The sequence below is a fragment of the Pigmentiphaga daeguensis genome, assembly GCF_039523035.1.
Classification (GTDB): domain Bacteria; phylum Pseudomonadota; class Gammaproteobacteria; order Burkholderiales; family Burkholderiaceae_B; genus Pigmentiphaga; species Pigmentiphaga daeguensis.
In genome coordinates this window covers 1-25,983 of record NZ_BAAAEN010000004.1, presented here as the reverse complement: position 1 = coordinate 25,983, position 25,983 = coordinate 1, and the positions used below count along the sequence as shown (strand labels likewise).

The window sequence follows — 25,983 nt, the reverse complement described above, 5'->3', positions numbered from 1 at the left end:
GCGGGAAATCCGAAGGAGGGGAGGGGCGTTTATACTGGATGAATATACAGTTTTCCTGCGTCCCATGTCACATGTCCCCGACACGCCGGCCCACGATCCCTGGGCCGACCTGAACCCCCGCCAGCGCGAGGCCGTCGAGTACGGCACGGGCGCCGACGCCGACCGTTGCGGACCGCTGCTGGTCATCGCCGGCGCAGGCTCGGGCAAGACCAGCACGCTGGCCCACCGGGTGGCCAACCTGGTCCTGAAGGGGGCCGATCCGCACCGGATCCTGCTGCTGACGTTCTCGCGCCGCGCCGCCATCGAAATGGAGCGCCGCGCGGGCCGCGTGATGCAGGCCGTGCTGGGCATGGGCGGGCAGCCGCCGTCGCTGCCCTGGGCCGGCACCTTCCACGCCGTGGGCGCGCGGCTGCTGCGCGACTACGCCTCGCGCATCGGCCTGTCCGACGCCTTCACCATCCACGACCGCGGCGACGCCGAGGACCTGATGGGCTTCGCGCGGCACGAGCTGGGGTTCTCGGGTACCAAGTCCCGCTTTCCCCTGAAGGGCACCTGCCTGGCCATCTATTCGCGCGCGGTCAACAGCCAGGCGCCGCTGCACGGCGTGCTGGCCCGGCACTTTCCCTGGTGCGCCCAATGGGAGGAGCAACTGAAGACGCTATTCGGCGCCTACGTGCAGGCCAAGCAGGACCAGCACGTGCTGGACTACGACGACCTGCTGCTTTATTGGGCCGAGATGACGAAGGAGCCCGCCATCGCCGCCGAGCTGGGCGCGACCTTCGACCACGTGCTGGTCGACGAATACCAGGACACCAACCGCCTGCAGGCGGAGATCCTGCTGGCCATGAAGCCGGACGGCCGCGGCCTGACGGTGGTGGGGGACGACGCCCAGTCCATCTATTCGTTCCGCGCCGCCACCGTGCGCAACATCCTGGATTTCCCCTCGCAGTTCTCGCGCCCCGCGCACGTCGTCACGCTGGACCGCAACTACCGTTCGACCCAGCCCATCCTGGATGCCTCCAACGCGGTCATCGCCGCGGCGCCCGAGCGCCACGCCAAGCAGCTCTGGACCGACCGCGCCTCGTCGCAGCGGCCGCAACTGGTCTACGTCAGCGACGAGCCGGGGCAGGCGCGATGGGTGGCGGACCAGATCCTGGCGCGGCGCGAGACCGGCGTGCGGCTGATGTCGCAGGCGGTGCTGTTCCGCTCGGCCAGCCACAGCGCCGGGCTGGAACTCGAACTCACCCGCCGCAACATCCCCTTCGTCAAGTTCGGCGGCCTGAAATTCCTCGAAGCCGCGCACGTGAAGGACGTGCTGGCCCTGCTGCGCTGGGCGGCCAATCCGCTGGGCCGGCTGTCCGGCTTCCGGGTGGCGCAGCTCATGCCCGGCATCGGCCCGGCCAACGCCGCTCGACTGCTCGATGCCATGGCCGGGGCCGGGTCCGCGGTGCAGGCGCTGGCCGATTTTTCCCCGCCGGCCGCCGCCGCGGAAGACTGGAAATCCTTCGCCGAGACCTTCGTGGCGCTCAGCGACCCCGGCCTGGCCTGGCCCGCGCACCTGGACCTCGCGCTGCGGTGGTACGGCCCGCATCTGCAGCGGCTGTACGACGACGCTGTCGTGCGCCAGGCCGACCTGGAGCAGCTGGCACGCATCGCCGGCACCTACGGATCGCGCGAACAGTTCCTGACCGAACTGACGCTGGATCCGCCCGACGCCACCAGCGCGCAGTCGGGGCAGCCGCTGCTGGACGAGGACTATCTCATCCTGTCCACCATCCATTCGGCCAAGGGGCAGGAATGGAAGGCCGTCTACGTGCTGAACGTGGTCGATGGCTGCATACCGTCGGACATGAGCACCGGCGATGCCGACGAGATCGAAGAAGAGCGGCGGCTGCTGTACGTGGCCATGACCCGCGCCAAGGAAGACCTGCAACTGGTCGTACCCCAGCGCTTCTACGTGCACCAGCAGAGCGGAATGGGCGACCGCCACGTCTATGGCACGCGCAGCCGCTTCATCCCGGAGCGCATGCTGCCGCTGTTCGAGATCCTCCCCAAGGCCAGGCAGGGCATGCCGGCAGCCGCGCCGGCGGCCCAGCCGGCGGTCCGGATCGACATCGCCAGCCGCATGCGCAACGCCTGGCGCTAGGCGCCAAATGCTTGACGCAAAAATATTTTAAGTATGAAATAATAGCCACCAGACAGGCGGATACGCGTGTTCCGCCGCCATTTTTCCAGCCGTCGAGCCGGCCAGCGGAGGACTCATGAATATCGCGTGCATCGGAGGAGGGCCCGCCGGGCTGTATTTCGCGCTCTTGATGAAGAAGCGTGATCCATCATCGCGCATCGTCGTCATCGAGCGCAACCGTCCTTACGATACCTTCGGCTGGGGCGTGGTGTTCTCGGACCAGACGCTGGGCAACCTGGTGCAGGCCGACGAGCCCACCGCGCGCCGCATCCTCCAGTCCTTCAACCATTGGGACGACATCGACGTCCATTTCAAGGGACGTACCATCACGTCGGGCGGCCATGGCTTCTGCGGCATCGGCCGCAAGCGCCTGCTGAACATCCTGCAGGACCGTTGCCAGGAGCTGGGCGTCGAGCTGGTGTTCGAGACCGAAGTGGACGACGACCAGGAAGTCGCCCGCCGCTACGGGGCCGACCTGGTCATCGCCTGCGACGGGCTGAACAGCAAGGTCCGCAAGCGTTACGAGGACGTCTTCAAGCCCGACATCGAGACCCGCGCCTGCCGTTTCGTCTGGCTGGGCACCAAGAAGCTGTTCCCGGCCTTCACCTTCGCGTTCGAGGAAACCGAGCACGGCTGGTTCCAGGCGCATGCCTACCAGTATGACGGCGATACCTCGACCTTCATCATCGAGACGCCCGACGAGGTCTGGCAGCGCGCCGGCATCGACAAGATGAGCCAGCCCGAGGCCATCGCCTTCTGCGAAAAACTCTTCGCCAAGTACCTGGACGGCCAGCCGCTGCTGAGCAATTCGCCCCACCTGCGCGGGTCGGCGAACTGGATCCGTTTCCCGCGCATCGTCTGCGGCAGCTGGGTCCACTGGAACGACATCGACGGCAAGCGCGTGCCGGTCGTGCTGATGGGTGACGCGGCCCACTCCGCGCATTTCTCCATCGGTTCCGGCACCAAGCTGGCGCTCGAGGACGCGATCGAGCTGGCGCGCTGCTTCGATACCTACCAGGGACAGGATCTCGAGGGCGTCATGGCCGGCTACGAGGCGGTGCGGGCCATCGAGGTGCTGAAGATCCAGAGCTCGGCGCGCAATTCCATGGAGTGGTTCGAGAACGTCGACCGCTACGTCGACCTCGAACCCGAGCAGTTCGCCTATTCCATGCTGACGCGCAGCCAGCGCCTGTCGCACGAGAACCTGCGGCTGCGCGACGCGTCCTATGTGGAAGGCTACGAGCGCTGGTTCGCGCGCAAGGCGTTCGCGGCGGCCGGCCTGGCCGAGCCCCCCGAGCCGCGCGGCAAGCCCATTCCCCCCATGCTGACGCCGTTGCGCGTGCGCGACCTGGTCCTGAAGAACCGCATCGTCATGTCGCCCATGGCCCAGTATTCGGCGGTGGGCGGCACGGTGGGCGATTTCCACATGGTGCACCTGGGCAGCCGCGCGATGGGCGGGGCCGCCATGGTCGTCGCCGAGATGACCTGCGTGTCGGCCGACGCGCGCATCACGCCGGGGTGTCCCGGGCTCTACCGCCCCGAGCATACCGAGGCCTGGAAGCGCATCGTCGATTTCGTGCACGAGCATACCGATGCCCGGATCGCCGTGCAGATCGGGCACGCCGGCCCCAAGGGGTCGACCAAGCTGGCCTGGGAAGGCACGGACATGCCGCTGGAGTCCGGCAACTGGCCGCTCATCGCCGCGTCCGAGGAACAGTATCTGCCGGGCGTGTCGCAGGTGGCTCGCGCGGCCACGCATGACGACATGCGGCGCATCCTGGGCGATTTCGTACGGGCCACCCTCGAGGCCGAGAAGGCCGGCTTCGACTGGCTGGAGCTGCACTGCGCCCACGGCTACCTGCTGTCCACCTTCATTTCCCCGCTGACCAACCGCCGCACGGACGAGTATGGCGGCAGCCTGGAGAACCGCTGCCGCTATCCGCTCGAGGTCTTCGCCGCGATGCGCGAGGTCTGGCCCGCGCACAAGCCCATGAGCGTGCGCATCTCGGCGCACGATTGGGTCGAGGGGGGGATCACGCCGGACGACGCGGTAGCGATCGCCCGCCTGTTCAAGGCCGCGGGCGCGGACATGATCGATTGTTCGTCGGGCCAGGTCAGCAAGCGCGAGCAGCCGGTATACGGGCGCATGTTCCAGACGCCGTTCGCCGACCGCGTCCGCAACGAGGCCGGGATCCCGACCATCGCGGTGGGCGCCATTTTCGAGGCCGACCATGTCAACGGCATCATCGCGGCCGGGCGCGCCGACCTGTGCGCGCTGGCCCGGCCGCACCTCGCCAATCCGGCGTGGACGCTGCTGGAATCGGCGAAGATGGGATGGGACGTGACGTGGCCCAAGCAATACTATGCGGGCCGCCTGCAACTGGAACGCAACCTGGAACGCGAACGCCAGATGGCCGCCGCGACCCAGGGCATGTCGCCGCGCGAAATCGCCGCGCGCCTGTTGGAGTAAGGAAGGGACCACCCCCTACGCCCTTCGGGCGCCCCCTCAAGGGGGCGGCACTGGCGGACCGGCAAAGCCGGATCCGCGGTGCCCTGGGTCTGGGCATGAGTCATACGATGGAGTGGTGACATAGCTCATGGATCAATTGAACGGAAAGCATGCGCTGGTGACCGGCGGCGCGCGGGGCATAGGCCTCGCCATCGCCCGCGAGCTGTTGCGCCAGGGGGCCGCGGTCACGCTGACGGGCCGCGACCTGGCTGCGCTGGATGGCGCGGTGGCGGCGCTGGCGCCGCTGGGCGCCGCGCATCGGGTGCGGATGGACGTGGCCGACTCGGCCTCGGTCCAGCAGGGCATGGCCGAGGCCGTGCGCGCGGCCGGACGCATCGACATCCTGGTCAACAACGCCGGCCAGGCGGAATCGGCGTCCGTGGGCAAGACCGACGATGCCTTGTGGGCGCGCATGCTGGCGGTCAATCTGAGCGGAAGCTTCTATTGTTCGCGCGCGGTCCTGCCCGGCATGCTGGAAGCCGGCTGGGGGCGCATCGTCAACGTGGCCAGCACCGCCGGCCTGATCGGCTATACCTACACGGCGGCCTATTGCGCCTCCAAGCATGGCGTCGTCGGATTGACGCGCGCGATGGCGCTGGAGGTCGCCACCAAGGGGGTCACGGTCAACGCCGTGTGTCCCGGCTTCACCGAAACCGACCTGGGCCGCGAGGCCATCGCCAACATATCCGCCCGCACCGGCCGCAGCCAGGCCGAGGCCACGGCGGCGCTGGCCGCGTTCAACCCGCAGAAGCGGCTGGTGCAGCCCGACGAAGTGGCCAATGCCGCCGTCTGGCTGTGCCTGCCCGCCTCGGCCGCGATGAACGGCCAGGCCATCGCGGTCGCGGGCGGCGAAGTCACTTGAAGGAGTAAAGATGGCTCGCAAGCCCGTCGACGAGACCGCAACCGGCGCGGGGCGCGAACCCGCGCCGGTGCTCGACCTGGAAGCCAGGTTGACCGAGGACCACCACCAGTCGCTGGTGCTGTGGCTGCGCATGCTGTCCTGCACGGTGCGCATCGAGACCGAGATCCGGTCCAGGCTGCGTGCCGAATTCGACATCACCCTGCCGCGCTTCGATCTCATGGCCCAGCTCGAGCGGCATCCCGAGGGATTGCGCATGGGCGAGCTGTCGCAGCGCATGATGGTGACCGGCGGCAACGTCACCGGCATCACCGACCAGCTCGAGCAAGAAAAATTGGTGGTGCGCGAGCCCTCGCCCGAAGACCGGCGCGCCTTCGTGGTCAAGCTCACGCCCTCCGGACGCAAGGCCTTCGCCAAGATGGCGGCCGTGCACGAGCAATGGATCGTCGAGCTGTTCTCGACCCTGCCCGCGGCTTCCAAGGACACGCTGATCGAACTGCTGTCGCAATTGAAACAGGGGCTGACCGACCGGTTGCCCACCACCGAACGCAAATAGAACAGGGGATGACGACCATGCGCTATGTTCATGGGGAAAAACAGATGCTGCACGGCGGCCGTACCGCCATGGCCGACTACGCGGCCCGGCATTTCTCGCTGCAGGTGCGCGACGCGGTCGCCATCGTCACGCTGGACCGGCCCGAGCGCAAGAATCCGCTTACCTTCGACTCGTATGCCGAGCTGCGCGATTTCTTCCGCGCGCTGGCGTATGCCGACGACATCCGCACGGTGGTGGTGCAGGGCGCCGGCGGCAATTTCTGTTCCGGCGGCGACGTGCACGACATCATCGGTCCGCTCACCCGCCTGGACATGCCGTCGCTGCTGGCCTTCACGCGGATGACGGGCGACCTGGTGAAGGCCATGCGCGCCTGCCCGCAACCCATCGTGGCGGCGGTGGACGGCGTGTGCGCGGGCGCGGGGGCCATCCTGGCGATGGCGTCGGATATGCGCCTGGGCACCGCGCGCAGCAAGACTGCCTTCCTGTTCACCCGCGTCGGCCTGGCCGGCTGCGACATGGGCGCGTGCGCGCTGCTGCCGCGCGTGATCGGACAGGGCAGGGCGTCCGAGCTGCTGTACACCGGTCGCTCGATGGGCGGCGACGAGGGCGAGCGCTGGGGGTTCTTCAACCGCCTGTGCGAACCGGAAACCTTGTCCGACCAGGCCTACGAACTGGCGTCCAGCCTGGCGCAGGGGCCGATGTTCGCCCACGCGATGACCAAGCGCATGCTGCACCAGGAATGGAACATGGGCATCGAGCAGGCCATCGAGTCCGAGGCGCAGGCCCAGGCCATCTGCATGGCCACCAATGATTTCCACCGCGCCTATCACGCGTTCGTGGCGAAACAACGGCCCGTCTTCGAAGGGGACTGAAGGGGAGGCCCCCCCTTCGCGCTGACGCGCGCCCCCCAGGGGGCGGCGCTGGCTGACTGGCAAAGCCAGATCCGCGGCGCCCTGGAAAGTAATTCAGTGGAGTTGAGATGAGTGAGACATCGAATTTGAGCAGGGGGCAGCACCTGGCCTGGCCGTTCTTCGAGCTGCGGCACCAGGAACTGGTGGCGGAGCTCGACCCCTGGGCGGCGCGGCGGGTGGCGCATGCCCATGGCGGGGATACCGACGCCACTTGCCGCGGGCTGGTGCGCGCGCTGGGCGAGGACGGCTGGCTGCGCTATGCCGTGGCCGGGCTGGAGCACGGCGGGTTGACCGACACCATCGACACCCGTGCCGTCTGCCTGATCCGCGAGACGCTGGCCTATCACGACGGCCTGGCGGATTTTTCCTTCGCCATGCAGGGCCTGGGGTCGGGCGCGATCAGCCTGTTCGGCACCGGCGAGCAGCGCGCGCGCTATCTGCCGCGCGTGGCCGCCGGCCAGGCCATCGCCGCCTTCGCGCTGTCCGAACCCGAGGCGGGCTCGGACGTGGCCGCGATGGCCTGCGCGGCCACGGAGGACGGTTCGCACTACGTGCTGAACGGCAGCAAGACCTGGATCTCGAACGGCGGCATCGCCGACTTCTACGTGGTGTTCGTGCGGACCGGCGAGGCGCCGGGCGCGCGCGGCATCACCGCCCTGGTGGTCGATGCCGATACCCCCGGGCTGGAGATCGCCGAGCGCATCGACGTGATCGCGCCGCACCCGCTGGCGCGGCTGCGTTTCGACGGCTGCCGCGTGCCGGTGTCCCAGCGGCTGGGCGAGCCGGGGCAGGGCTTCAAGGTCGCGATGGCCACGCTGGACGTCTTCCGCACCTCGGTGGCCGCGGCGGCGCTGGGCTTCGCCCGCCGCGCCCTGGACGAGGCGCTGGCGCGCGCGACCTCGCGCCGCATGTTCGGCCAGACGCTGGCCGATTTCCAGTTGACCCAGGCGAAGCTGGCCGAAATGGCCACCGGCGTCGACGCCGCGGCGCTGCTGACCTACCGGGCGGCCTGGATGCGCGACGGCGGCGCGCGCATCACCAAGGAGGCGGCCATGGCCAAGATGACCGCCACCGAGACCGCGCAGCGCGTGATCGACGCGGCGGTGCAGATGTTCGGCGGGCAGGGCGTGGTCAGCGGCGAGACGGTCGAGCGGCTGTACCGCGAGATCCGCGCGCTGCGCATCTACGAAGGCGCCACCGAAGTCCAGCAACTGATCATCGCCCGCGAGCTGCTGCGCGCGGCGGGCGCGGCCTGAAGAACGACGAAAGGAGAACCCATGGCACCGAACATCGAGATACTGCAGCCGGCCGGATGGCCCCGCCCCCGCGGCTACAGCAACGGCCTGGCCGCACGCGGCAAGCAGGTCTTCATCAGCGGCATGATAGGCTGGGAGCCCGACGGCGTGTTCCGCGCCAAGGACTTCGCCGGCCAGGTCCGGCAGGCGCTGGCCAACATCGTCGAGGTGCTGGCCGAGGCCGGCGCGGGGCCGGAGCACATCGTGCGCATGACCTGGTACGTGCTGGACAAGCGGGTCTACGTCGCGTCCTACGAGGACATCGGCAAGGCCTATCGCGAGATCATCGGCCGCCATTTCCCCGCGATGACGGCGGTGCAGGTGGCCGGCCTGGTCGAGGACGAGGCCCAGGTCGAGATCGAGGTGACGGCGGTCATTCCGGACTGACCGTATCCGGGTCGCGTCGCGTGGAGGGGATGGGTATCATCTCATGCATGGACGTTCGCACATACGGAGAGCCATCGTGAAAGAGACCCCCCACAGCCTCAAGCCCGGGTACTACTGGTATTTCATCGACACCGATCCGCCGTCGATCATCCACATCCACGACACGGGCGCGGCCAGCCTGATGGGCACCGACTACGAGGTGCCGCCCGAGGACGTGGCGGAAATGATCCAGCGCGGCGAAACCTTCGTCTGGATCGATCCGCCGCTGGTGCCCTAGAAGGCGGGCGCGCGGTTCAGTGCCATTCGCCGGCCTCGACGAAGATGTGCCGGCTGGCTTCCAACAGCTCGGCGCGGGGCGCGCCCAGCTTGATGGCTTCGCCCACCTGCAGCGGCACGTATTTGGTGGCCGACACCAGCACCGGCCGGTCGGCCGCCTGGCCGGGCCAGGTCAACGCCAGGCAATGCCGGTGATGCGGTTTTTCGCCTTCGTACTTGGCCACCACCACGCCGCTGCGCAGCTCGATGGCGGTGCCCGCATGATGGTCGATCTCGAACTGCGGCAGACTGCCCAGGAATCTGATGTAGGGATGCAGCGCGGCCATCGTCGTCTCCCCCGCGTACCGGGTGAAGCTATCCTACTTCAACGGGGGATTTCGTCCAATGCCTGCGCGATACTGCGCTTGCCCTTGCCGAAGGTATCGGCGTATTGCCGCGTGAAGGCGGCGCCGAAGAAGAATATCTGCGCCGAATAGTAGATCCACAGGATCAGCGCGATGACCGAACCGGCCACGCCGTAGGACGACGCCACGCTGCCGTGACCCAGGTACAGGCCGATGACGCCCTTGCCGATCAGGAACAGCACGGCCGTCATCAGCGCGCCCGGAACGACCTCCCGCCAGGGGATATGGATACTGGGCAGCAGCTTGAACACCACCGCGAACAGCGCCGTGACCACGGCGAACGAAAACAGGTTGGACACCAGCAGCGCCGCCGTCGAGAACACCGATTCGGCCCAGTACGCGTGCCAGTATTCCTGCAGGGCGGCCAGCGCGGCGTTGATGGCCAGGGAGATCAGCAGGAACAGGGCCAGTACCAGCACCAACCCGAACGACAGCAGCCGGCCGCGGACCAGGGCCCAGATGCCGGACGTCCTGGACGATGGCACGTCCCACAGCTCGTCCAGACTCTCTTTCAGTTCCGAGAAGGCCGTGGTCGCGCTGAACATCAGCAGCACGGTCGAGATCAGGGCGGCGGCCCAGCCCTTGTCCGATTGCTGGGCGCTGGCCAGGACGGTCTGGATGGCCTCGGCCCCCTGGCGCCCCGTCAGCGAGCCGATCTGGCTGACGAGCTGGTTGCGCACGGCATCCTCGCCGAAGAAGGCGCCGGCGATGGCGATGACCAGCAGCAGGATGGGCGCCAGCGAGAACACCATGTACAGGGCCAGCGCCGCGCCCTTGCTGGCGGCGCGGTGATCGGACCACCGGCGCGCGGTGTCCCACAGCAGCGCGACGATGAGCACGCGGCGCAGACGGTCCAGGTAAGGGCCCAGGGGCATGGCGGCGCAACCTCCGCGGGAACGGCATGGCTCCATTCTGGGCGTGGGGCGGCGCAGCGTCAGTATCCGAACACAAACCGACGCAAATGTAGATTTTGCTAACGCGTTACCGATATGCGACCATCGGCAGGTTAAATGTGCATCGCCGCGCGACCCGGAACATTCGGAAAAGACATTCATGAAGCATCGAATCCTGCTGGCCATGCTGGGAACCCTGTGCGCCGCGGCGGTTCACGCGCAAGGCGCCGGATCCAACGTCTTCGGCGTGGGCTGGATGCATCTCGCTCCGCAGGATACGAGCAAGCCGTTGGCCATCGTTGCGCCCGGCGCGGTGGCGGGGCCCGTACCCGACACCGGATCGTCCCTGGAAAGCGCGGATACCCTGGGGCTGACCTATACGCGTTTCCTGACCGACCACGTCGCGGCCGAACTGGTCCTGGGCGTGCCGCCCCGGTTCAAGCTGAATGGCGAACAGGCATTGGCGCCGGTGGGGCTGCTGGGCTCCGCCCGCCAGTGGAGTCCGGCCGTGGTGTTCAAGTATTTCTTCGGCCCGGCCGACAGCGCTTTCCGGCCTTTCGTCGGAGCCGGTCTGAGCTACATCTGGTATTCGGACGTGCGCCTGACCGATGGCTTCCAGCGCGCGGTGTCGGCCACCGTCACCCGGAACACCAATCCCGGCTTGAAGACCGAGGCCGAGGTCGACAGCAAATGGGCGCCGGTGCTCAATGCCGGCGCCGCCTATCAGATCGACAGGAACTGGGGGGCGCTGCTGTCGGTGTCCTACCTGCCGGTCAAGACCCGTGCCCGCCTGCGTACCCATGGCACGCCGGTGGGTACGATCGAAAGCCAGGCGGACCTGAAGATCAACCCCATCGTGGGCATGCTGGCCGTCACCTACCGTTTTTGAACGGCGCCGGCGTCAGTCCTGCGCGCTGAAGCCGGTCTGGGCCACGATGTCGCGCCAGCGCGCGATTTCGCTGCGCGTGTAGGCGGCCAGCGCGTCGTGCCCGGCGTAGGCCGGATTCACGCCTTGCTCGATCAGCTTGCGCTGGACGTCGGCGTCCTTCATCACCTGGCCCACGGCCTCGTCCAGCTTGTTCACCACGGCGGCGGGCGTGCCCTGGGGGGCATACAGCCCGTACCAGCCGGTGGCGTTCACGTCGGGGTAGCCGGCTTCGGTCATGGTCGGGACGCCGGGGGCGGCGGGTTGCCTGCGCTCTCCGGTCACGGCCAGGATCTTCAGCTTGCCGCCCTGGGCCAGCTGCTGCGCGACCTGCAGGACCACGAAACCGAACTGCACCTGGCCGCCCACGAGATCGGTCACCAGGGGCGCCGAGCCCTTGTAGGGGACGTGCTGCATGTCCAGCTGCGCCTTGCGGTTGAACATGTCGCCGGCGAACTGCGACGGCGAGGCGGCGCCGAACGATCCATACGAGTACTTGCCGCGCCCGGCCCGCAGCCAGGACACCAGCTCGCCCAGCGAGGCCGCCGGCACGCTGGCCGGAGTGGCCAGGGCCAGCTCGAAATCCACCAGCCGCGCCACGGCGGTGAAGTCCTTGACGGGGTCGTAGGGCAGTTTCTTGAAGGTGACGGGATTGACCGCCATGGTCTGGGCAAAGCCCATCAGCAGCGTGTAGCCGTCGGCCGGAGCCTTGGCGGCGGCGGCCGAGCCGATGAAGCCGTTGGCGCCGGCCTTGTTCTCGACGATGACGGGCTGCCCCAGGCGGGTGCGCAGCTTGTCGGCGACCATGCGGGCGACGACGTCGGGCGTGCCGCCCGCCGGGCCCGGCACCACCAGGGTGATGGGGCGCGAAGGATAGGTGTCGGCCTGCGCGGCGGTGGCCGCCAGCAGGCAGGAGATCGTCAGGGTGGCGTGGCGTAACATGATTTCCCTCTTTGCTGCGAACCCCCCATCCTAAGGGCGGTGCGCCGCGCCGGGTAATGAAAATCCCCGCCCGGGATATGCCGGTTGCCTATATCGACATGCCTGGCACGGGAAGTTTCGGGGTATTCCTTAACGAAACCGGTGTGGTCAACGGTACGGTTTTTGCTATTCTCATCAGAACGCTACTCCGGGGAGGTGGTCGATGCGCCTGACGCGCGCTGAGGGTTCGAGACAGGGCGCACAGGGCGCGTGCGGATGGGCCAGAAGACTCCTCCTGGCGGTGGCGGCGGTCGTCGCGGCTGGCTGCTCGCCCGGCGGCCCCGACGGCGGCACGCCGCTGAACAGCCCCTACGCGGCCGGCGCCGAGCGCGAGAACGTGATGTACACGGCGTTCACGCAGCGCTCGCCCAAGTACCTCGACCCGGCCAGTTCCTATTCGGTCGACGAGACCCCCTACACCTACCAGATCTACGAACCGCTGTACGGCTACGACTACCTGAAGCGGCCCTACCAGCTCGTGCCCCGCGCCGCCGGGCGGGTGGTCGACCCGGTCTACCTGGACGCGCAGGGCAACCGCCTGCCGGACGACGTGCCGGGCGAACAGGTGGTGCAAAGCGTCTACGACATCCCCATCAAGCCCGGCATCCGGTTCCAGCCGCACCCCGCCTTCGCGGTGGACGAGGCGGGCAGGGACCTGTACCGGCACCTGGCGCCGGCCGACCTGGAAGGCAAGTACGCCATCCCGGACTTTCCCCGCACCGGTTCGCGCGAGCTGACCGCCGACGACTACGTCTACGGCATCCGCCGCCTGGCCACCACCCGCGTGGTGTCGCCCATCTACGCGCACATGACCGACTACATCGTCGGCTTCAAGGAGTACGGCGACCGCATCCGCGCCGCCGACGCCGAATTGCGCAAGGGCCTGGCCCCGACCACGCGCGACCTGCCGTGGCTGGACTTCCGCAAGTACGCCTTCGAGGGCGTGGAGGCGCTGGATCCCCATACGCTGCGCATACGGATCAAGGGCAAGTACCCCCAGTTCAAGTACTGGCTGGCCATGACCTTCTTCTCGCCCATCCCCTGGGAGGCCGACCAGTTCTACAGCCAGGCCGGCATGGCCGAGCGCAACCTGACCCTGAACTACTGGCCGGTGGGGACCGGGCCGTACATGCTGACGGAGTACCGCGAGAACCGCCGCCACGTGCTGTCGCGCAATCCCAATTTCCGCGGCGAACCCTATCCCTGCGAAGGCACGGACGAAGACCGCGCCGCCGGCCTGCTGGAGGACTGCGGCAAGCCCACCCCCTTCATCGACCGCATCGTCTTCAACATCGAGAAGGAAAGCGTGCCGCTGCAGGGCAAGTTCCTGCAGGGCTACTACGACGTGCCGCAGGCCGAGCGGGGCGAATACGGCGTCGCCTACCTGGTGGCGGCCGGTGATTCCAAGGAGAAGGCGGCCTTGTACGCCGAGCGCGGGCTCAAGCTGCCGACCACGGTCGAGACCCAGAATTGGTACATGGGTTTCAACTGGCTGGATCCGGTCGTCGGCAAGGGCGACAATCCCGCCCAGGAGGAGCGTAACCGCAAGCTGCGCCAGGCCATCAGCATCGCGGTGGACTGGGAGGAATACGTCACCATCTTCGAGAACAGCCAGGCGCAGGTCGCACATGGGCCGCTGCCGCCGGGCCTCCTGGGCTATCGCGATCCGCCCGCCGGCGCCAATCCGGTGGTCTACGACATAGACGGCGACAAGGTCACCCGCAAGCCGCTGGCCGAGGCCAAGAGGCTGCTGGCCGAAGCGGGCTACCCCGATGGCCGCAACGCGCAGACCGGCCAGCCCCTGGTCCTGAACTACGACGCGATGGGCGGCGTCTCGCCCGGCGCCCGCTCGCAGTTCGACTGGCTGCAGCGCCAGTTCGGCAAGCTGGGCATCCAGCTCGAGATCCGCTCCACCGACTACAACCGCTTCCAGGACAAGATGCGGCGCGGCGTGGCGCAGATCTTCCTGTGGGGCTGGAACGCCGACTATCCCGATGCCGAGAACTTCCTGTTCCTGCTCTACGGCCCGAACGGCAAGGCGAAGGAGGGGGGCGAGAACGCCTCGAACTACGTCAATCCCGAGTTCGACAAGCTGTTCGAGCGGATGAAATACCTGGACGACGGGCCCGAGAAGGAAGCCCTGATCGCCCGCATGGTCGCCATCGTGCAGACCGATGCCGCGTGGATGTTCGGCTACTTCCCCAAGTCGGGCGGCGCCTACCAGCAATGGGTGGGCAACGGCAAGCCGACCCAGATGATACGCAACAACCTCCAGTTCATGAAGATCGATTCCGCCCTGCGGGCCCGCAAGATCGCCGAATGGAACCAGCCGGTCTGGTGGCCGGTGGCGCTGGCGGTGGTGCTGCTGGTCCTTCTGGCCGTGCCCGCATGGCGCATGGTCCGGCGCCGCGACCGCGCCGTGGCCGTCCATACCGACCGTCCCACGGGAGATGCGGCATGACCGCCTACATCGTGCGCCGGATCCTGTACGGGGTCCTGATCCTGATCGGCGTCAACCTGTTCACCTTCATGCTGTTCTTCGCGGTCAACACGCCCGATGACATGGCGCGCCTGTCCATAGGCGGGCGTCGGGTCACCGCCGACGCCATCGAGAAATGGAAGGTCGAGCGCGGCTACGACAAGCCGCTGCTGATCAATACCCAGGCCGAGGGCGCGCGGCGCTATACCGATACCATCTTCTTCGACCGTTCCGCCCGGCTGTTCGTGTTCGACTTCGGCGCCTCGGACGCCGGCCGGGACATCGGCTACGAGATCCGGCAGCGGGTGGGGCCCAGCCTGGCGCTGGCGGTGCCGACCTTCCTGCTGGGCCTGTTCGCCAGCGTGGCGTTCGCGCTGCTCCTGGTGTTCTTCCGGGGAACCTACCTGGACTTCTGGGGCGTGGTGCTGTGCGTGGCCATGCTATCCATCTCGGCGCTGTTCTACATCATTGCCGGACAATATCTCTTCTCCAAGACCCTGCGGCTCGTCCCCTTGTCCGGCTTCGCCGGCGGACTGGATGCCGTGCGTTTCCTGGTGCTGCCCGTGCTGGTGGCCATCATCGCCAAGCTGGGGCCCGAGGCGCGGTTCTATCGCGCGCTGTTCCTGGAGGAGATCGGCAAGGACTACGTCCGCACCGCCCGCTCCAAGGGCCTGTCCGAGCGCCTGGTCCTGTTCCGCCACGTGCTGCGCAACGCCATGCTGCCCATCCTGACCAGCACCATCTCGGCCATCCCGCTGCTGTTCATGGGCAGCCTGATCGCCGAATCCTTCTTCGGCATCCCCGGCCTGGGCAGCTACACCATGGACGCCATCAACGCCCAGGATTTCGCCATCGTGCGCGCCATGGTGTTCATCGGCTCGGTGCTCTACATCATCGGCCTGATCCTGGCCGACATCTCCTACACGATCGCGGATCCGCGCGTGCGTTTCGAGTAAGAACATGCCCAAGATCGTCTTTCTGTGGACCGACGTCGCGCTGTTCCTGCTGGTGCTGGGAGTGGCCTGCTATGCCTGGCACGCCCGCCGCACGCCCAACCTGCGGGCCACCTGGGCCAGGGTGGCGCGGGATACGCCGGCCATGTGCGCCGTGGTGGTGCTGGGCGTATTCGTGACGATCGGCTTGCTCGATTCCATGCACTACCGGCCCCTGCTGGAATCGGTGGAGGTCAATGGGGGGAAGGGCGCGCGCGCCTACTCCCCGGTCACCCGCTCGGTGCTCGACGCCTTGCTGGAAAAACCCATGGCCGGGCGCGAGAAGACCTACTCGGCCCCGCTGGCCGTGCGCCAGTTCACCAAGGAATCCATGCTGGTCGACGGCAAGCCGGTGCGGGACTATCCACGCCTGCGCCACGGCGGCGCGCACCTGGCCGACCCCGACAGCCAGTGGCTGGGAGACGTGCTGCGGCGGACCGCGGTAGGCGTCGTGGCCGGCGGCCTGCTGGCCGGCGTCGTGGCCCTGCTGGTGGCGGGCGCCCTGGCGCAGCGCGGCGGGCAGACTTTTCCCGGGGCGTGGCGCGACATCGTCCAGCGGCGCACCGCCGTGCCGCTGGCGCCCATGCTGCTGACCTTCGGCATCATCGCCATCCTGGCGGGGGCGGCCGTGTCGCTGTCCACCGGTTATCACGTCATGGGTACCGACAGCACCGGCAATGACGTCCTGGTACAGACGGTCAAGAGCTTCCGCACGGCCCTGGTCATCGGCAGCCTGACCACGCTGGCGACCCTGCCGCTGGCCCTGGCGCTGGGCATCATGGCGGGCTACTTCAAGGGCTGGGTCGACGACATCATCCAGTACGTCTACACCACGCTGACCTCCATCCCGGGCGTGCTGCTGATCGCCGCCTGCGTGCTCATGGTGCAGGTCTTCATCGACAACAACCCCGACCTGTTCGAGACCGGCGCCGAGCGCGCCGACCTGCGCCTGTTCCTGCTATGCATCATCCTGGGCGTGACCGGCTGGGCGGGGCTGTGCCGCCTGCTGCGGGCCGAGACGCTCAAGCTGCGCGAGCTGGACTACGTGCTGGCCGCGCGCGCCTTCGGCGCCTCGCCCGTGCGCATCATGACCCGCCACCTGCTGCCCAACGTCATGCACATCGTGCTGATCACCGTGGTGCTGGATTTCTCGACCCTGGTGCTGTACGAGGCCGTGCTGTCCTACCTGGGCGTGGGCGTCGATCCGTCCATGAACTCGTTCGGATCCATGATCAACCTGGCGCGGCTGGAGATGTCGCGCGACCCCATGATCTGGTGGAGCCTGCTGTCGGCCTTCGCCTTCATGCTGGCCCTGGTGCTGTCCGCCAACCTGTTCGCCGACGCCGTGCGCGAGGCCTTCGATCCGCGCGCCCGGGCCTACCGGCCGGCGTGGGCCAGGGCCCGTTCGGCCAAGATGCTGGAGGACCGCTGATGAACGCCCCCGCGGAAACCGCCATGCTGGACGTGCGCCGCCTGGACGTCCGGCTCGACAGCGACCACGGCGTCGTCCATGCCGTGGATGCGCTCGACCTGGCCATCGCGCGCGGCCAGACCTTCGCGCTGGTGGGCGAATCCGGCTGCGGCAAGAGCATGACCGCGCTGGCGCTGCTGCGGCTCCTGCCCGACGCCGGGCGGATCGAGCGCGGCCAGACCTTGCTCGAAGGCGTGGACCTGAACCGCCTGCCCGAGCGCGACATGCGCACCGTGCGGGGCCGCAAGATCAGCATCATCTTCCAGGAACCCGCCACCAGCCTGAACCCGGTCATGCGGGTGGGCGACCAGATCGTCGAGACCATCGCCACCCATACCTCGCTGCGCGGGGCGGCCGCGCGCGCCAAGGCCGTCGAGTGGCTGAGGCGGGTCGGCATACCCGAGCCCGAGCGGCGGGTGGACGACTATCCCTTCCAGTTGTCGGGCGGCCAGAAACAGCGCGTCATGATCGCGATCGCGCTGGCGGCCGAACCGGAACTGCTGATCGCCGACGAGCCCACCACGGCGCTGGACGTCACCATCCAGGCGCAGATCCTGGAACTGCTGAGCGCCCTGCAGGCCCAGCTCGGCATGGCGATGATGCTCATCACGCACGACCTGGGCATCGTGCGCAGCATGGCCCACCACGTCGCGCTGATGTATGCCGGCCAGATCGTCGAGTCCGCGCCGGCCGACGAATTCTTCCGCCATCCCCGCCATCCTTATGCGCGGCTGCTGTTCGGCGCGCTGCCCAGCATGGGCCGCCGCGGCGAGCACCTGGCCGCCATTCCCGGCACCGTGCCCGCCCTGAACCAGGCTTTCGGCGGCTGCCGCTTCGCCCAGCGCTGCCCGGCCCACGCAGCCGAATGCGACGCCGCGCCGCCGCCCCTGGTCCAGGATGCGCCCGAACACGCCGTGCGCTGCGTCCGGCTGGCCGAGATCGACGCCGCCCGCGCGGCGGGCAAGGCCGAGCCGCTGCCCGAGGTGCACGTCGTGGCGCCGTCCGAGGCCGCCGTGGCGGCGCCCGCGCCGGCTTGCGCCGCCTCCGCGCCCGGATCCGGTCTCTTGAGCGTGATCGACCTCAAGGTCCATTTCCCCATCCGCAAGGGCGTGCTGCGCCGCACCACCGGCTGGGTCAAGGCGGTGGACGGCGTGAGCCTGTCGCTGGATACCGGCAGGACGCTCGCCCTGGTCGGCGAATCGGGCTGCGGCAAGACCACCACCGGCAAGGCCTTGCTGCGCCTGCTGGACGGCGTGGCCACGATCTCGGGCCAGGCCAGTCTCCAGGGGCACGACCTGCTGCGGGCCGGCGGCCGCCAGCTCAAGCGCCTGCGGCGCGACATCCAGATCATCTTCCAGGACCCCTACGCCTCGCTGAATCCACGCATGCGCGTGGGCGAGATCCTGGACGAGGGCTTGGCCTCGCTGCGTCCCGACCTGGACGCCGCCAGCCGCCAGGCCGCCATGCTGCGCCTGCTGGACCAGGTCGGGCTGCGCGCCGATGCCCGCGACCGCTACCCGCACGAATTCTCGGGTGGCCAGCGCCAGCGCATCGCCATCGCCCGCGCCCTGGCGGTCGAGCCCAAGCTCATGGTGTGCGATGAACCGACCTCGGCGCTGGACGTCTCGGTGCAGGCGCAGATCCTCAACCTGCTGCACGCCTTGCAGCGGGACATGGGTATCGCCTACCTGTTCATCACCCACAACTTCGGCGTGGTCGAATACCTGGCCGACGACATCGCCGTCATGCAGGGCGGCCGCATCGTCGAGACCGGCCCGGCCGAGCGAGTCCTGACCCGGCCGGACCACGCCTATACCCGGCAGCTGCTGGACGCCGTGCCGCGCTTCGACGTCGAGGCGGCCTGAACGAACAAGGAGACCAAGCATGTCGTACGAAGGAAGTTGCCATTGCGGGGCCGTCGCGTTCGAGGTCGACGCCCCCGTGCCCGCCCAGGCCATGAGCTGCAACTGCTCCCATTGCCGCCGCAAGGGTTTCCTGCTGAGCTTCGTGCCCGAAGGCCAGTTCAGGCTGAAGCAGGGCCAGGACCAGTTGCGGTCCTATTTCTTCCACGCCCACAAGATCGAGCACATGTTCTGCGCCACCTGCGGCACGCAATCCTTCGCCCGCGGCGCCATGCCCGACGGCACGCCCATGCGGGCGGTGAACCTGCGCTGCGTGCCGTCCATCGACCTGGACGCCTTGCAGATCAAGCGGGTGGATGGGGCCAGCTTCTAGGCGGGCCGGCAGGGGCGGGAGGGCTAAAATGGATTATCATTCCGCTCCTGGCGCCGCATAGGGAAGCGTGGCAGAGTGGTCGATTGCACCGGTCTTGAAAACCGGCAACGGGCAACCGTTCGTGAGTTCGAATCTCACCGCTTCCGCCAGAGAACGTGAAAGCCCCTTGATTCAGTTGAGGATCAAGGGGTTTTTCTTGCCGCCGGGCCGCCCCAAGGCAAAATGGCTTCAAAATGTTCGCGGACCCGCCCGCCATCCCCGACTGGCGTAATCTTCCCAGACGTCTTCCCGATGCAGGAGAACCCGCCATGACCATCGCCAAGAACACGATCTGCCTGTGGTACGACAAGGACGCCGAGGAGGCGGCCCGCTTCTACGCCAAGACTTTTCCCGACAGCGCGGTGCACGCCGTCCACCGTGCTCCCGGCGACTATCCATCCGGCAAGACCGGCGACGTGCTGACGGTCCAGTTCACGGTGGCCGGCATTCCCTGTCTGGGCTTGAACGGCGGGCCGGCCTTCAGGCACAACGAGGCGTTCTCGTTCCAGATCGCCACCGATGATCAGGAAGAAACCGATCGCTACTGGAACGCCATCGTCGGCAACGGCGGCCAGGAAAGCGCATGCGGCTGGTGCAAGGATAAATGGGGTATTTCCTGGCAGATCACGCCGCGCGTGCTGACCGAGGCCCTGGCTGCCGGCGGCGGGGAAGCCAAGCGCGCGTTCGCGGCGATGATGGAGATGAAGAAAATCGACGTCGCCGCGATCGTGGCCGCGCGGCGGGGCTGACGCGCGATATCCGGCTCAGGCCGGCCCGCAGCCGGCCAGCAGGTCGATGACCGCCCGCGCCGCGCGTGTCTGTACCCGGCCCCTCCGGCAGCACAGCACGGTGGCCGTCCGCGCCGCCGAGGCGCCTTCCAGTTCGATCATCACAAGCTCCCCGGCCGCCGCGTCGGTGGTCACGGCATAGTCCGGCAGCACCGTGGCAAGTTCCCCGCCACGCACGGCGCGCTTGATGCTCTCGATGTGGTCCAGGTTGAGGACGGCCGTGAGCGGCAGTTGCCGGCGCGTCGCGGCCTGGTTGAGCCAGCGCCGGGTCTCGAAGTTCGCATCGAGCAGGGCCAGCGGCTGCGCGAGCAGCGTCTTCAGGTCGACGCGGCGGCGCCGGGCCAGCGCATGGTCCGGCGCGACGGCTACGACGTAGCGCGTGACGAAGCGGTGGACGATCTCCAGGTCGGGGTCGTGTTCGTCCGGCGCCAGCGCAATGCCGAGGTCCACCGTGCCGTCGTGGACCAGGCGCAGGACCTGTTCCGAGCCGGCGACCCGGGCATCGAAGGTGATGCCCGGGTGCGAGGCGCGGAACCGGGAGATGGCGGGCAGCAGCCAGCCGGTCATGACGCCTTCGATCGAGGCGAGGCCGACGTTGCCTCGCACCAGCCCGTGTAGTTCATCGATGCGCGCCCGCGCAAGCTCCATGTCGCGCAGGCTGTTGCGCATCTGCGTGGCCACGATGCGGCCTTCTTCGGTCAGTACCATGCCGGTCTGGTTCCGCTCGAACAGGGGGGAGCGAAACGCGTGTTCGAGCAGTTGGACCTGGCGGCTGATGGCCGACGGGCTCAAATGCATCAGCTCGGCGGCACGCCGGATCGACCCGGTTTCGGCGACGGCGAGGAAGTAGCGGTAGGCGGGGATCTGCATGGGAGTCTTGTGTCCTGGTGTGCAGTTTATTAGAACATGATGTTCGATACGTTCGGATGGACGGGACACCTGGCTGTCACGAGAATGGAGGCCCACTGAAAATGTCGCCTCGGGAGTATGTGGATGTTCAAGGCTGCTGTCGTCCAAGCATCGTCGGTCCCCTTCGAGCCGCAGAAGACGGCGGAGAAGGCTGCCGGCCTGATCCGTACCGCCGCGGGGGAAGGGGCGTCGCTGATCGTTTTTCCGGAAGCCTTTCTTGGGGGATATCCCAAGGGTTCCGCGTTCGGGACCGTGGTCGGCCGCCGCACGGATATCGGACGGGCGCATTTCCGGCGCTACATGGAGGGTGCCGTTACCCTGGATGGTCCAGAGCTGGCGTTGCTGGGCGAGGTCTGTGCCGAGACGGGTGTCCACGTCGTGATGGGGGTGATCGAGCGGATGGGGCGCACGCTGTACTGCACCAGCGTCACGCTTGCCCCTGGAGCCGGCCTGGCCGGCTTTCACCGCAAGCTGATGCCGACCGGCCAGGAACGCATCATCTGGGGTTTTGGCGACGGCTCGACGATCGCTCCGGTGGATTCCCCGCTGGGCCGCATCGGTTCGGTCATCTGCTGGGAGAACTACATGCCGGCATTCCGGCAGGCGATGTACGCGCAGGGGACGGAAATCTACTGCGCCCCGACCGCCGATGACCGTGCCAGCTGGGCGCCCACGATGATCCACGTCGCCCTGGAAGGGCGGGTGCACGTGCTGAGCGCGTGCCAGGCCATCAGGCTGGGCGAGTATCCGCCGTTCTATCGCGAGGATTTCGGCATGCAGGCGGCGGACGAAGACTATCTCATGCGTGGCGGCAGCATGATCGTGAGTCCCCTGGGCGAGGTCCTGGCGGGGCCGGTGTTCGATACCGAGACGATCCTGTACGCGGACATCGATACCGGGATAGGCAGGGCCAGCAACGTGGATTTCGACGTCTGCGGCCATTATTCCCGCCCGGACATTTTCAGTCTGACCGTGAACACCACGCCCATGCAGCCAGTCACTTTCGTGGCCGACTGAGCGCGTCGATAGTCGTTGGGGAACTGGGAGAAATCATGTCGGCACAAACATCAACGATCAAGCATTCCAAGAAACACGAACGTCTCGTCATCGTCGGGTCCACGCTGGGCACGCTGTTCGAGTGGTACGACTTTTTCCTGTTTGGCGCGGTGGCGTCGGTGTTCTCGAAGCTGTTCTTCGCGCCGTTGTCGCCGTCCAGCGCGTATCTGTTCGCGCTGATCGCCTTCGGCGTCGGCTTTGCCGTGCGTCCGCTGGGGGCGCTGCTGTTCGGCCGCCTGGGCGACATGATCGGGCGCAAGTACACCTTCCTCATCACCATCGTGCTGATGGGCGGCGCCACATTCTGCGTGGGCCTGATTCCGACGTATGCGCAGGTCGGCATTCTGGCGCCGATTCTCCTGCTCTTGCTGCGGGTGCTGCAGGGCCTGGGCCTGGGCGGCGAATACGGGGGGGCCGCGATCTACGTGGCCGAGCATGCCAGCCGGGGCAGGAAAGGGCGCAATACCAGCTGGATCCAGATGACCGGCGCCGGCGGCTCCATCCTGGCGCTGCTCGTGGTCTATGTCTGCCGCACGAGCTTCGGCGAGGCTTTCGAGGAATGGGCCTGGCGCATTCCGTTCCTGCTTTCCGCGGTCATGCTGGCGATCTCGGTCTATATCCGCACGGTGCTGCATGAATCTCCCGTCTACATGAAGATGAAGGCCGAGGGCAAGACGTCCCGGCAGCCGATCAAGGAAACCTTCGGCAGCTGGGCCAACATCAAGGCCATGCTGATCGCCCTGTTCGGCCTGGTCATGGGCGTGACGACGGTGCTCTACACGGCGCAGACCTATTCGTTCTTCTTTCTTACCCAGACGCTCAGGCTGGACATAGGCACGGCCAGCTTCCTGAACGCCATTTCCCTGGCGATCTGCCTGCCCATGATGTGGTGCGCCGCGGCCATCTCGGACAAGATCGGCCGCAAGAAGGTGATCCTGACGGGCTGCCTGCTTGCTGCGCTGACGATCTTCCCGGTCTTCAAGGCGCTGACGCAATACGCCAATCCCGGCCTGCAGGCGGCCTCGACGTCCAGCCCGGTCACGGTGCGCGCCGCGCCCGGCACCTGCAACGTGCAGATCGACCTGCTGGGCAAGAATCCGCCCGTGACGGAATGCGACAACGTCAAGGCCTTGCTGGCCAAGTCGGGCGTGCCCTACGACAACGTCGCGGATCCGGCCGCCGTCAGCCCCGTCACGCAGATCGGGGGCACCACGTTGACCGGCTTCGACGCCGCGGCGCTGAAGTCCACGCTCGAGCAGGCCGGCTACTCCAGCCAGGCGGATCCCGCGCGGGTCAACCACGGGATGGTGATACTGCTGCTGGTCATCCTGTGCGTCTTTTTCGCGATGGTCTATGCTCCTCTTGCCGCTGCGCTGGTCGAGATGTTCCCCGCCCGTGTCCGATATACCGCGCTGTCTTTCCCCTACCATGTGGGGAACGGGATCTTCGGGGGTTTTTTTCCCGCCGTGGCGTTCGCGATGGTCGCCTTTACCGGCGACATCTACTTCGGCCTCTGGTATCCGGTGATCTTCGCGGCCTTGTCGGTGGTGATAGGCGGCCTGTTCCTGCGCGAGCAGCCCGTCGAAGAAGAGTCGCCGGGGCTGCACGGCGCCCCTGGCCGAGCCTGAGCATCCGCATCAGTGAGCCCAGCATGAGTTTTCATATCGAATACCCGCGTACGATACCGGCCCGGCGGCCGGGGGACTTCGCCCCGGCGGCACCGAAGTTCCAGGTCCGGTGGAGCGCACCCGTCACGACGGTCGTGGCGGACTACATCGCCGTGCAGCGCCAGCCCTCGGACCTGGGCGCGGAACGGGCCTTCTTCGACAGGGCCCGGGCGGCATTCGCCAGCCCGTGGGGGCCGGACTGCTTCGACGAGGTCCGGTGCACGGACGAGGCCGGCTTCGCCAATTCCATCGTCATCGCATACTGGGTCGACCTGACGCGGTACGCGGCCTGGAAGCACCGCGACGCATTCAACGGCTGGTTCGCATCGCCGGACCGGGAAAAGGAAGCGGTGGGCCATTGGCGCGAAACCCTGGTCGTGCCCTACGACCGGGTCGAGACGATTTTCTCCGAACCTTACTACCGTGCGGGCATCGCGCGCACGAACGGCTGCGAACTGGAGCCCATGTATGTCGCCGGCTATTTCGGCGCCATGCGCGACCGGCTTCCCATTTCGGCCGTGGATCCGCTGGACTCCCCCCATGGGGACGAGGCTCCCGAAGGCGGGTTCGATGCCGGCGCCGGCAGGCGGATCAGGATAGACGTACCGCCCAACGTGGTGAACATCCGCTCGGGCCAGTATTGGGCGCGGGCCGAAGGCGAGCAACTGGACGACTATTACGCCAATCTGCAGCCCAAGCTGGACACGGGCATGGCGTATCTCAAGGACCATGCCGGCACGACAGGGTGCCTGTCCCTGCGTTCGCTGGTCGCGCTGGACCGCGAAGGCAACGAGCTCAGGGAAACGTCCAAGCACGGCTATTTCCTTTCCCTGGCGCCGCTCGAGCGGTGGGCGGCCAGCCACAAGAGCCACCTCGACATCTTCAGGCACGCGCTGGCCAAGCGCCGGCAGTACGGGGCCGAACGCAGCGTCGTCACCTGGCACGAAGTCTTCGTGATCGGCGCCACGCCTTCTTTCGAATATGTGAACTGCCATGCCGGCACCGGCCTGCTGCGCTTCGCCCGGGCGTGGGGGCATGGTGTGGCATCGCCTTGACCGGGGCCCCCGCCATGCCCATCCGTCTGTATTCGATGACTTACTCGGGACATGGCCATCGCGTGCAGCTGATGCTGTCCCTGCTCGGCCTGCCCTACGAGAAGATCGACGTCGATCCGCACGGAGGGACCTTGCGGACGCCCGGATTCCTGGCGATGAATCCTTTCGGGCAGGTCCCCGTCATCGTCGATGGCGACACGGTTCTTCATGACTCGAATGCCATCCTGGTGTACCTGGCGAAGAAATACGGCGGGCCTGCCTGGCTGCCCGAGGACCCGGAAGGAAGCGCGCTCGTGCAGCAGTGGTTCTCGCTGGCGGCGGGGCCTATCGCATTCGGCCCGTGCGCGGCGCGACGATGGCGGGTCTATGGGGAAGAACTGGTCCCCCTGCGCAATGCGGTGGAGACCAGCCTGAAGCTCTTCCCGGTCCTGGAGTCGATATTGTCCGGGCGCTCGTTCGCCACCGGGGAACGCCCTTCGCTGGCGGATGTCTCGGCATACACCTATATCGCGCATGCGCCGGAGGGCGGGTTGTCGCTCGAGGCGTATCCGGCCATCCGGGCCTGGCTAGGCCGAATCGAGGCGTTGCCGGGTTTTGTCCCCATGCCAAAGGCGGGGACTGAAGCGTAGCGACGTCGCTTGCCTTTCGCCCCTGGATTTCGTGAGAGATCCAGGGGCTTTTTGTTTATGCAAGTGCTTGGGGCAGACGAATGAAGCAGCAGAGGGACGGTGATTCATTTGTCGAATCGATCGTTTTTCTCGGGAAAACACTCGTGGGAATGTTTCGATTATCCATGCTCATGTGTAGATAGTCTATTTTCATTAAAAACGTCGAGACATAAGATTCAAGCGATTCATGGCTTGATGACGTGGCTCTGACCGGAATGTTTTTGGTGGGTTTTTAGAGAATTTTGTTCAAAAAATACAAGAAAAAATCATTTTCTATAAAAACGTGTGAACGAGTGGCAGGTCATGAGCCAATAGGGCGCATCGCGCTTGCCTTCGCGAGGAGACGGACAATGAAAATACGTTTGTGGGGTTGTGTACTGGGCATGGCGCTGAGCGGCACGGCCGCGGCGCAGACCCCGTTGAAGATCGGTTTCGTGGGCGAG

General features: G+C 67.1%; 23 protein-coding genes and 1 tRNA gene. 20 read left to right on the top strand and 4 right to left on the bottom strand.

The window, feature by feature from the left end; all coding sequences use genetic code 11:
* Positions 1–64 precede the first annotated feature (64 nt).
* The 8 genes from ABD104_RS06860 to ABD104_RS06825 all read left to right on the top strand — a co-directional run bounded on the left by ABD104_RS06860 (position 65) and on the right by ABD104_RS06825 (position 8,979).
* On the top strand, positions 65–2,146 hold the full coding sequence (locus tag ABD104_RS06860; RefSeq protein WP_279814148.1) for an ATP-dependent helicase: 2,082 nt from the start codon (positions 65–67) through the stop codon (positions 2,144–2,146).
* Positions 2,147–2,261: 115 nt separating this feature from the next.
* Positions 2,262–4,655, top strand: a complete 2,394-nt coding sequence (locus tag ABD104_RS06855) for a bifunctional salicylyl-CoA 5-hydroxylase/oxidoreductase (RefSeq protein ID WP_087839355.1) — start codon at positions 2,262–2,264, stop codon at positions 4,653–4,655.
* Positions 4,656–4,782: 127 nt separating this feature from the next.
* Positions 4,783–5,556: an SDR family NAD(P)-dependent oxidoreductase gene (locus tag ABD104_RS06850; RefSeq protein ID WP_087839356.1), complete on the top strand. Its 774-nt coding sequence runs from the start codon at positions 4,783–4,785 to the stop codon at positions 5,554–5,556.
* A 10-nt stretch (positions 5,557–5,566) separates the two neighbouring features.
* On the top strand, positions 5,567–6,109 hold the full coding sequence (locus ABD104_RS06845; RefSeq protein WP_087839357.1) for a MarR family winged helix-turn-helix transcriptional regulator: 543 nt from the start codon (positions 5,567–5,569) through the stop codon (positions 6,107–6,109).
* A 17-nt stretch (positions 6,110–6,126) separates the two neighbouring features.
* Positions 6,127–6,981 carry an enoyl-CoA hydratase family protein gene (locus ABD104_RS06840; RefSeq protein ID WP_087839531.1) on the top strand — a complete coding sequence of 285 codons (855 nt, stop codon included), beginning with the start codon at positions 6,127–6,129 and terminating at the stop codon, positions 6,979–6,981.
* Positions 6,982–7,088: 107 nt separating this feature from the next.
* Positions 7,089–8,276, top strand: a complete 1,188-nt coding sequence (locus tag ABD104_RS06835) for an acyl-CoA dehydrogenase family protein (protein ID WP_425543316.1) — start codon at positions 7,089–7,091, stop codon at positions 8,274–8,276.
* A gap of 33 nt (positions 8,277–8,309) precedes the next feature.
* Positions 8,310–8,702: a RidA family protein gene (locus ABD104_RS06830; protein WP_124692289.1), complete on the top strand. Its 393-nt coding sequence runs from the start codon at positions 8,310–8,312 to the stop codon at positions 8,700–8,702.
* A gap of 76 nt (positions 8,703–8,778) precedes the next feature.
* Positions 8,779–8,979 (top strand): hypothetical protein, encoded by a 201-nt coding sequence (locus tag ABD104_RS06825; RefSeq protein ID WP_343927314.1) that lies wholly within the window; start codon positions 8,779–8,781, stop codon positions 8,977–8,979.
* Positions 8,980–8,995: 16 nt separating this feature from the next.
* On the opposite strand, the gene ABD104_RS06820 is transcribed toward ABD104_RS06825, so the two are convergent.
* Both ABD104_RS06820 and ABD104_RS06815 read right to left on the bottom strand, forming a co-directional pair.
* Complete coding sequence (locus tag ABD104_RS06820) at positions 8,996–9,304, bottom strand: hypothetical protein (protein WP_343927313.1); 309 nt, start codon at positions 9,302–9,304, stop codon at positions 8,996–8,998.
* Between the two features lie 38 nt (positions 9,305–9,342).
* Positions 9,343–10,257 carry a YihY/virulence factor BrkB family protein gene (locus tag ABD104_RS06815; protein WP_087839534.1) on the bottom strand — a complete coding sequence of 305 codons (915 nt, stop codon included), beginning with the start codon at positions 10,255–10,257 and terminating at the stop codon, positions 9,343–9,345.
* Between the two features lie 178 nt (positions 10,258–10,435).
* Here ABD104_RS06815 and ABD104_RS06810 point away from each other — a divergent pair, with 178 nt between their 5' ends.
* Complete coding sequence (locus ABD104_RS06810; protein WP_343927312.1) at positions 10,436–11,164, top strand: OmpW/AlkL family protein; 729 nt, start codon at positions 10,436–10,438, stop codon at positions 11,162–11,164.
* 12 nt (positions 11,165–11,176) lie between these two features.
* On the opposite strand, the gene ABD104_RS06805 is transcribed toward ABD104_RS06810, so the two are convergent.
* Positions 11,177–12,142: a Bug family tripartite tricarboxylate transporter substrate binding protein gene (locus tag ABD104_RS06805; RefSeq protein WP_343927311.1), complete on the bottom strand. Its 966-nt coding sequence runs from the start codon at positions 12,140–12,142 to the stop codon at positions 11,177–11,179.
* 202 nt (positions 12,143–12,344) lie between these two features.
* Between ABD104_RS06805 and ABD104_RS06800 the strand changes: the two genes are divergently transcribed.
* The 7 genes from ABD104_RS06800 (at position 12,345) to ABD104_RS06770 (ending at position 20,146) form a co-directional block, all read left to right on the top strand.
* Positions 12,345–14,642, top strand: a complete 2,298-nt coding sequence (locus ABD104_RS06800; protein WP_343927310.1) for an ABC transporter substrate-binding protein — start codon at positions 12,345–12,347, stop codon at positions 14,640–14,642.
* Positions 14,639–15,616: an ABC transporter permease gene (locus ABD104_RS06795; RefSeq protein WP_279814174.1), complete on the top strand. Its 978-nt coding sequence runs from the start codon at positions 14,639–14,641 to the stop codon at positions 15,614–15,616. The genes ABD104_RS06800 and ABD104_RS06795 overlap by 4 nt, the downstream gene beginning before the upstream one ends.
* A 4-nt stretch (positions 15,617–15,620) precedes the next feature.
* Positions 15,621–17,084 carry an ABC transporter permease gene (locus ABD104_RS06790; protein ID WP_343927309.1) on the top strand — a complete coding sequence of 488 codons (1,464 nt, stop codon included), beginning with the start codon at positions 15,621–15,623 and terminating at the stop codon, positions 17,082–17,084.
* On the top strand, positions 17,084–18,988 hold the full coding sequence (locus ABD104_RS06785; RefSeq protein ID WP_343927308.1) for an ABC transporter ATP-binding protein: 1,905 nt from the start codon (positions 17,084–17,086) through the stop codon (positions 18,986–18,988). The genes ABD104_RS06790 and ABD104_RS06785 overlap by 1 nt, the downstream gene beginning before the upstream one ends.
* Before the next feature lie 19 nt (positions 18,989–19,007).
* Positions 19,008–19,358, top strand: a complete 351-nt coding sequence (locus ABD104_RS06780) for a GFA family protein (protein WP_087839365.1) — start codon at positions 19,008–19,010, stop codon at positions 19,356–19,358.
* A 61-nt stretch (positions 19,359–19,419) separates the two neighbouring features.
* Positions 19,420–19,507: transfer RNA gene (locus ABD104_RS06775), tRNA-Ser, on the top strand.
* A 159-nt stretch (positions 19,508–19,666) separates the two neighbouring features.
* Positions 19,667–20,146, top strand: coding sequence for a VOC family protein (locus ABD104_RS06770; RefSeq protein ID WP_087839366.1), 480 nt, complete (start codon positions 19,667–19,669; stop codon positions 20,144–20,146).
* A 15-nt stretch (positions 20,147–20,161) separates the two neighbouring features.
* On the opposite strand, the gene ABD104_RS06765 is transcribed toward ABD104_RS06770, so the two are convergent.
* The gene (locus ABD104_RS06765) at positions 20,162–21,055 is read right to left on the bottom strand and encodes a LysR family transcriptional regulator (RefSeq protein ID WP_343927307.1); all 894 of its coding nucleotides are present in this window, start codon (positions 21,053–21,055) and stop codon (positions 20,162–20,164) included.
* Between the two features lie 117 nt (positions 21,056–21,172).
* On the opposite strand from ABD104_RS06765, the gene ABD104_RS06760 reads away from it, so the two are divergent.
* The 4 genes from ABD104_RS06760 to ABD104_RS06745 are packed head-to-tail and all read left to right on the top strand — an operon-like array spanning position 21,173 to position 25,501.
* Positions 21,173–22,111, top strand: a complete 939-nt coding sequence (locus tag ABD104_RS06760) for a carbon-nitrogen hydrolase family protein (RefSeq protein ID WP_207958655.1) — start codon at positions 21,173–21,175, stop codon at positions 22,109–22,111.
* A gap of 35 nt (positions 22,112–22,146) precedes the next feature.
* Positions 22,147–23,778 carry an MFS transporter gene (locus ABD104_RS06755; protein WP_279814193.1) on the top strand — a complete coding sequence of 544 codons (1,632 nt, stop codon included), beginning with the start codon at positions 22,147–22,149 and terminating at the stop codon, positions 23,776–23,778.
* A 23-nt stretch (positions 23,779–23,801) separates the two neighbouring features.
* Positions 23,802–24,872, top strand: a complete 1,071-nt coding sequence (locus tag ABD104_RS06750) for a phenylacetaldoxime dehydratase family protein (protein ID WP_343927306.1) — start codon at positions 23,802–23,804, stop codon at positions 24,870–24,872.
* A gap of 14 nt (positions 24,873–24,886) precedes the next feature.
* The gene (locus tag ABD104_RS06745; RefSeq protein ID WP_279814199.1) at positions 24,887–25,501 is read left to right on the top strand and encodes a glutathione S-transferase family protein; all 615 of its coding nucleotides are present in this window, start codon (positions 24,887–24,889) and stop codon (positions 25,499–25,501) included.
* Positions 25,502–25,983 lie beyond the last annotated feature (482 nt).

Bases quoted from the DNA above. Each gene is read 5' to 3' on its own strand.
- ABD104_RS06750 (WP_343927306.1), top strand. From the start codon at position 23,802: ATGAGTTTTCATATCGAATACCCGCGTACGATACCGGCCCGGCGGCCG.
- ABD104_RS06820 (WP_343927313.1), bottom strand. From the start codon at position 9,304: ATGGCCGCGCTGCATCCCTACATCAGATTCCTGGGCAGTCTGCCGCAG.
- ABD104_RS06840 (WP_087839531.1), top strand. From the start codon at position 6,127: ATGCGCTATGTTCATGGGGAAAAACAGATGCTGCACGGCGGCCGTACC.
- ABD104_RS06805 (WP_343927311.1), bottom strand. From the start codon at position 12,142: ATGTTACGCCACGCCACCCTGACGATCTCCTGCCTGCTGGCGGCCACC.
- ABD104_RS06855 (WP_087839355.1), top strand. From the start codon at position 2,262: ATGAATATCGCGTGCATCGGAGGAGGGCCCGCCGGGCTGTATTTCGCG.
- ABD104_RS06770 (WP_087839366.1), top strand. From the start codon at position 19,667: ATGACCATCGCCAAGAACACGATCTGCCTGTGGTACGACAAGGACGCC.
- ABD104_RS06795 (WP_279814174.1), top strand. From the start codon at position 14,639: ATGACCGCCTACATCGTGCGCCGGATCCTGTACGGGGTCCTGATCCTG.
- ABD104_RS06850 (WP_087839356.1), top strand. From the start codon at position 4,783: ATGGATCAATTGAACGGAAAGCATGCGCTGGTGACCGGCGGCGCGCGG.
- ABD104_RS06780 (WP_087839365.1), top strand. From the start codon at position 19,008: ATGTCGTACGAAGGAAGTTGCCATTGCGGGGCCGTCGCGTTCGAGGTC.
- ABD104_RS06810 (WP_343927312.1), top strand. From the start codon at position 10,436: ATGAAGCATCGAATCCTGCTGGCCATGCTGGGAACCCTGTGCGCCGCG.
- ABD104_RS06760 (WP_207958655.1), top strand. From the start codon at position 21,173: ATGTGGATGTTCAAGGCTGCTGTCGTCCAAGCATCGTCGGTCCCCTTC.
- ABD104_RS06835 (WP_425543316.1), top strand. From the start codon at position 7,089: ATGAGTGAGACATCGAATTTGAGCAGGGGGCAGCACCTGGCCTGGCCG.
- ABD104_RS06845 (WP_087839357.1), top strand. From the start codon at position 5,567: ATGGCTCGCAAGCCCGTCGACGAGACCGCAACCGGCGCGGGGCGCGAA.
- ABD104_RS06800 (WP_343927310.1), top strand. From the start codon at position 12,345: ATGCGCCTGACGCGCGCTGAGGGTTCGAGACAGGGCGCACAGGGCGCG.
- ABD104_RS06790 (WP_343927309.1), top strand. From the start codon at position 15,621: ATGCCCAAGATCGTCTTTCTGTGGACCGACGTCGCGCTGTTCCTGCTG.
- ABD104_RS06815 (WP_087839534.1), bottom strand. From the start codon at position 10,257: ATGCCCCTGGGCCCTTACCTGGACCGTCTGCGCCGCGTGCTCATCGTC.
- ABD104_RS06785 (WP_343927308.1), top strand. From the start codon at position 17,084: ATGAACGCCCCCGCGGAAACCGCCATGCTGGACGTGCGCCGCCTGGAC.
- ABD104_RS06765 (WP_343927307.1), bottom strand. From the start codon at position 21,055: ATGCAGATCCCCGCCTACCGCTACTTCCTCGCCGTCGCCGAAACCGGG.
- ABD104_RS06860 (WP_279814148.1), top strand. From the start codon at position 65: ATGTCACATGTCCCCGACACGCCGGCCCACGATCCCTGGGCCGACCTG.
- ABD104_RS06755 (WP_279814193.1), top strand. From the start codon at position 22,147: ATGTCGGCACAAACATCAACGATCAAGCATTCCAAGAAACACGAACGT.
- ABD104_RS06745 (WP_279814199.1), top strand. From the start codon at position 24,887: ATGCCCATCCGTCTGTATTCGATGACTTACTCGGGACATGGCCATCGC.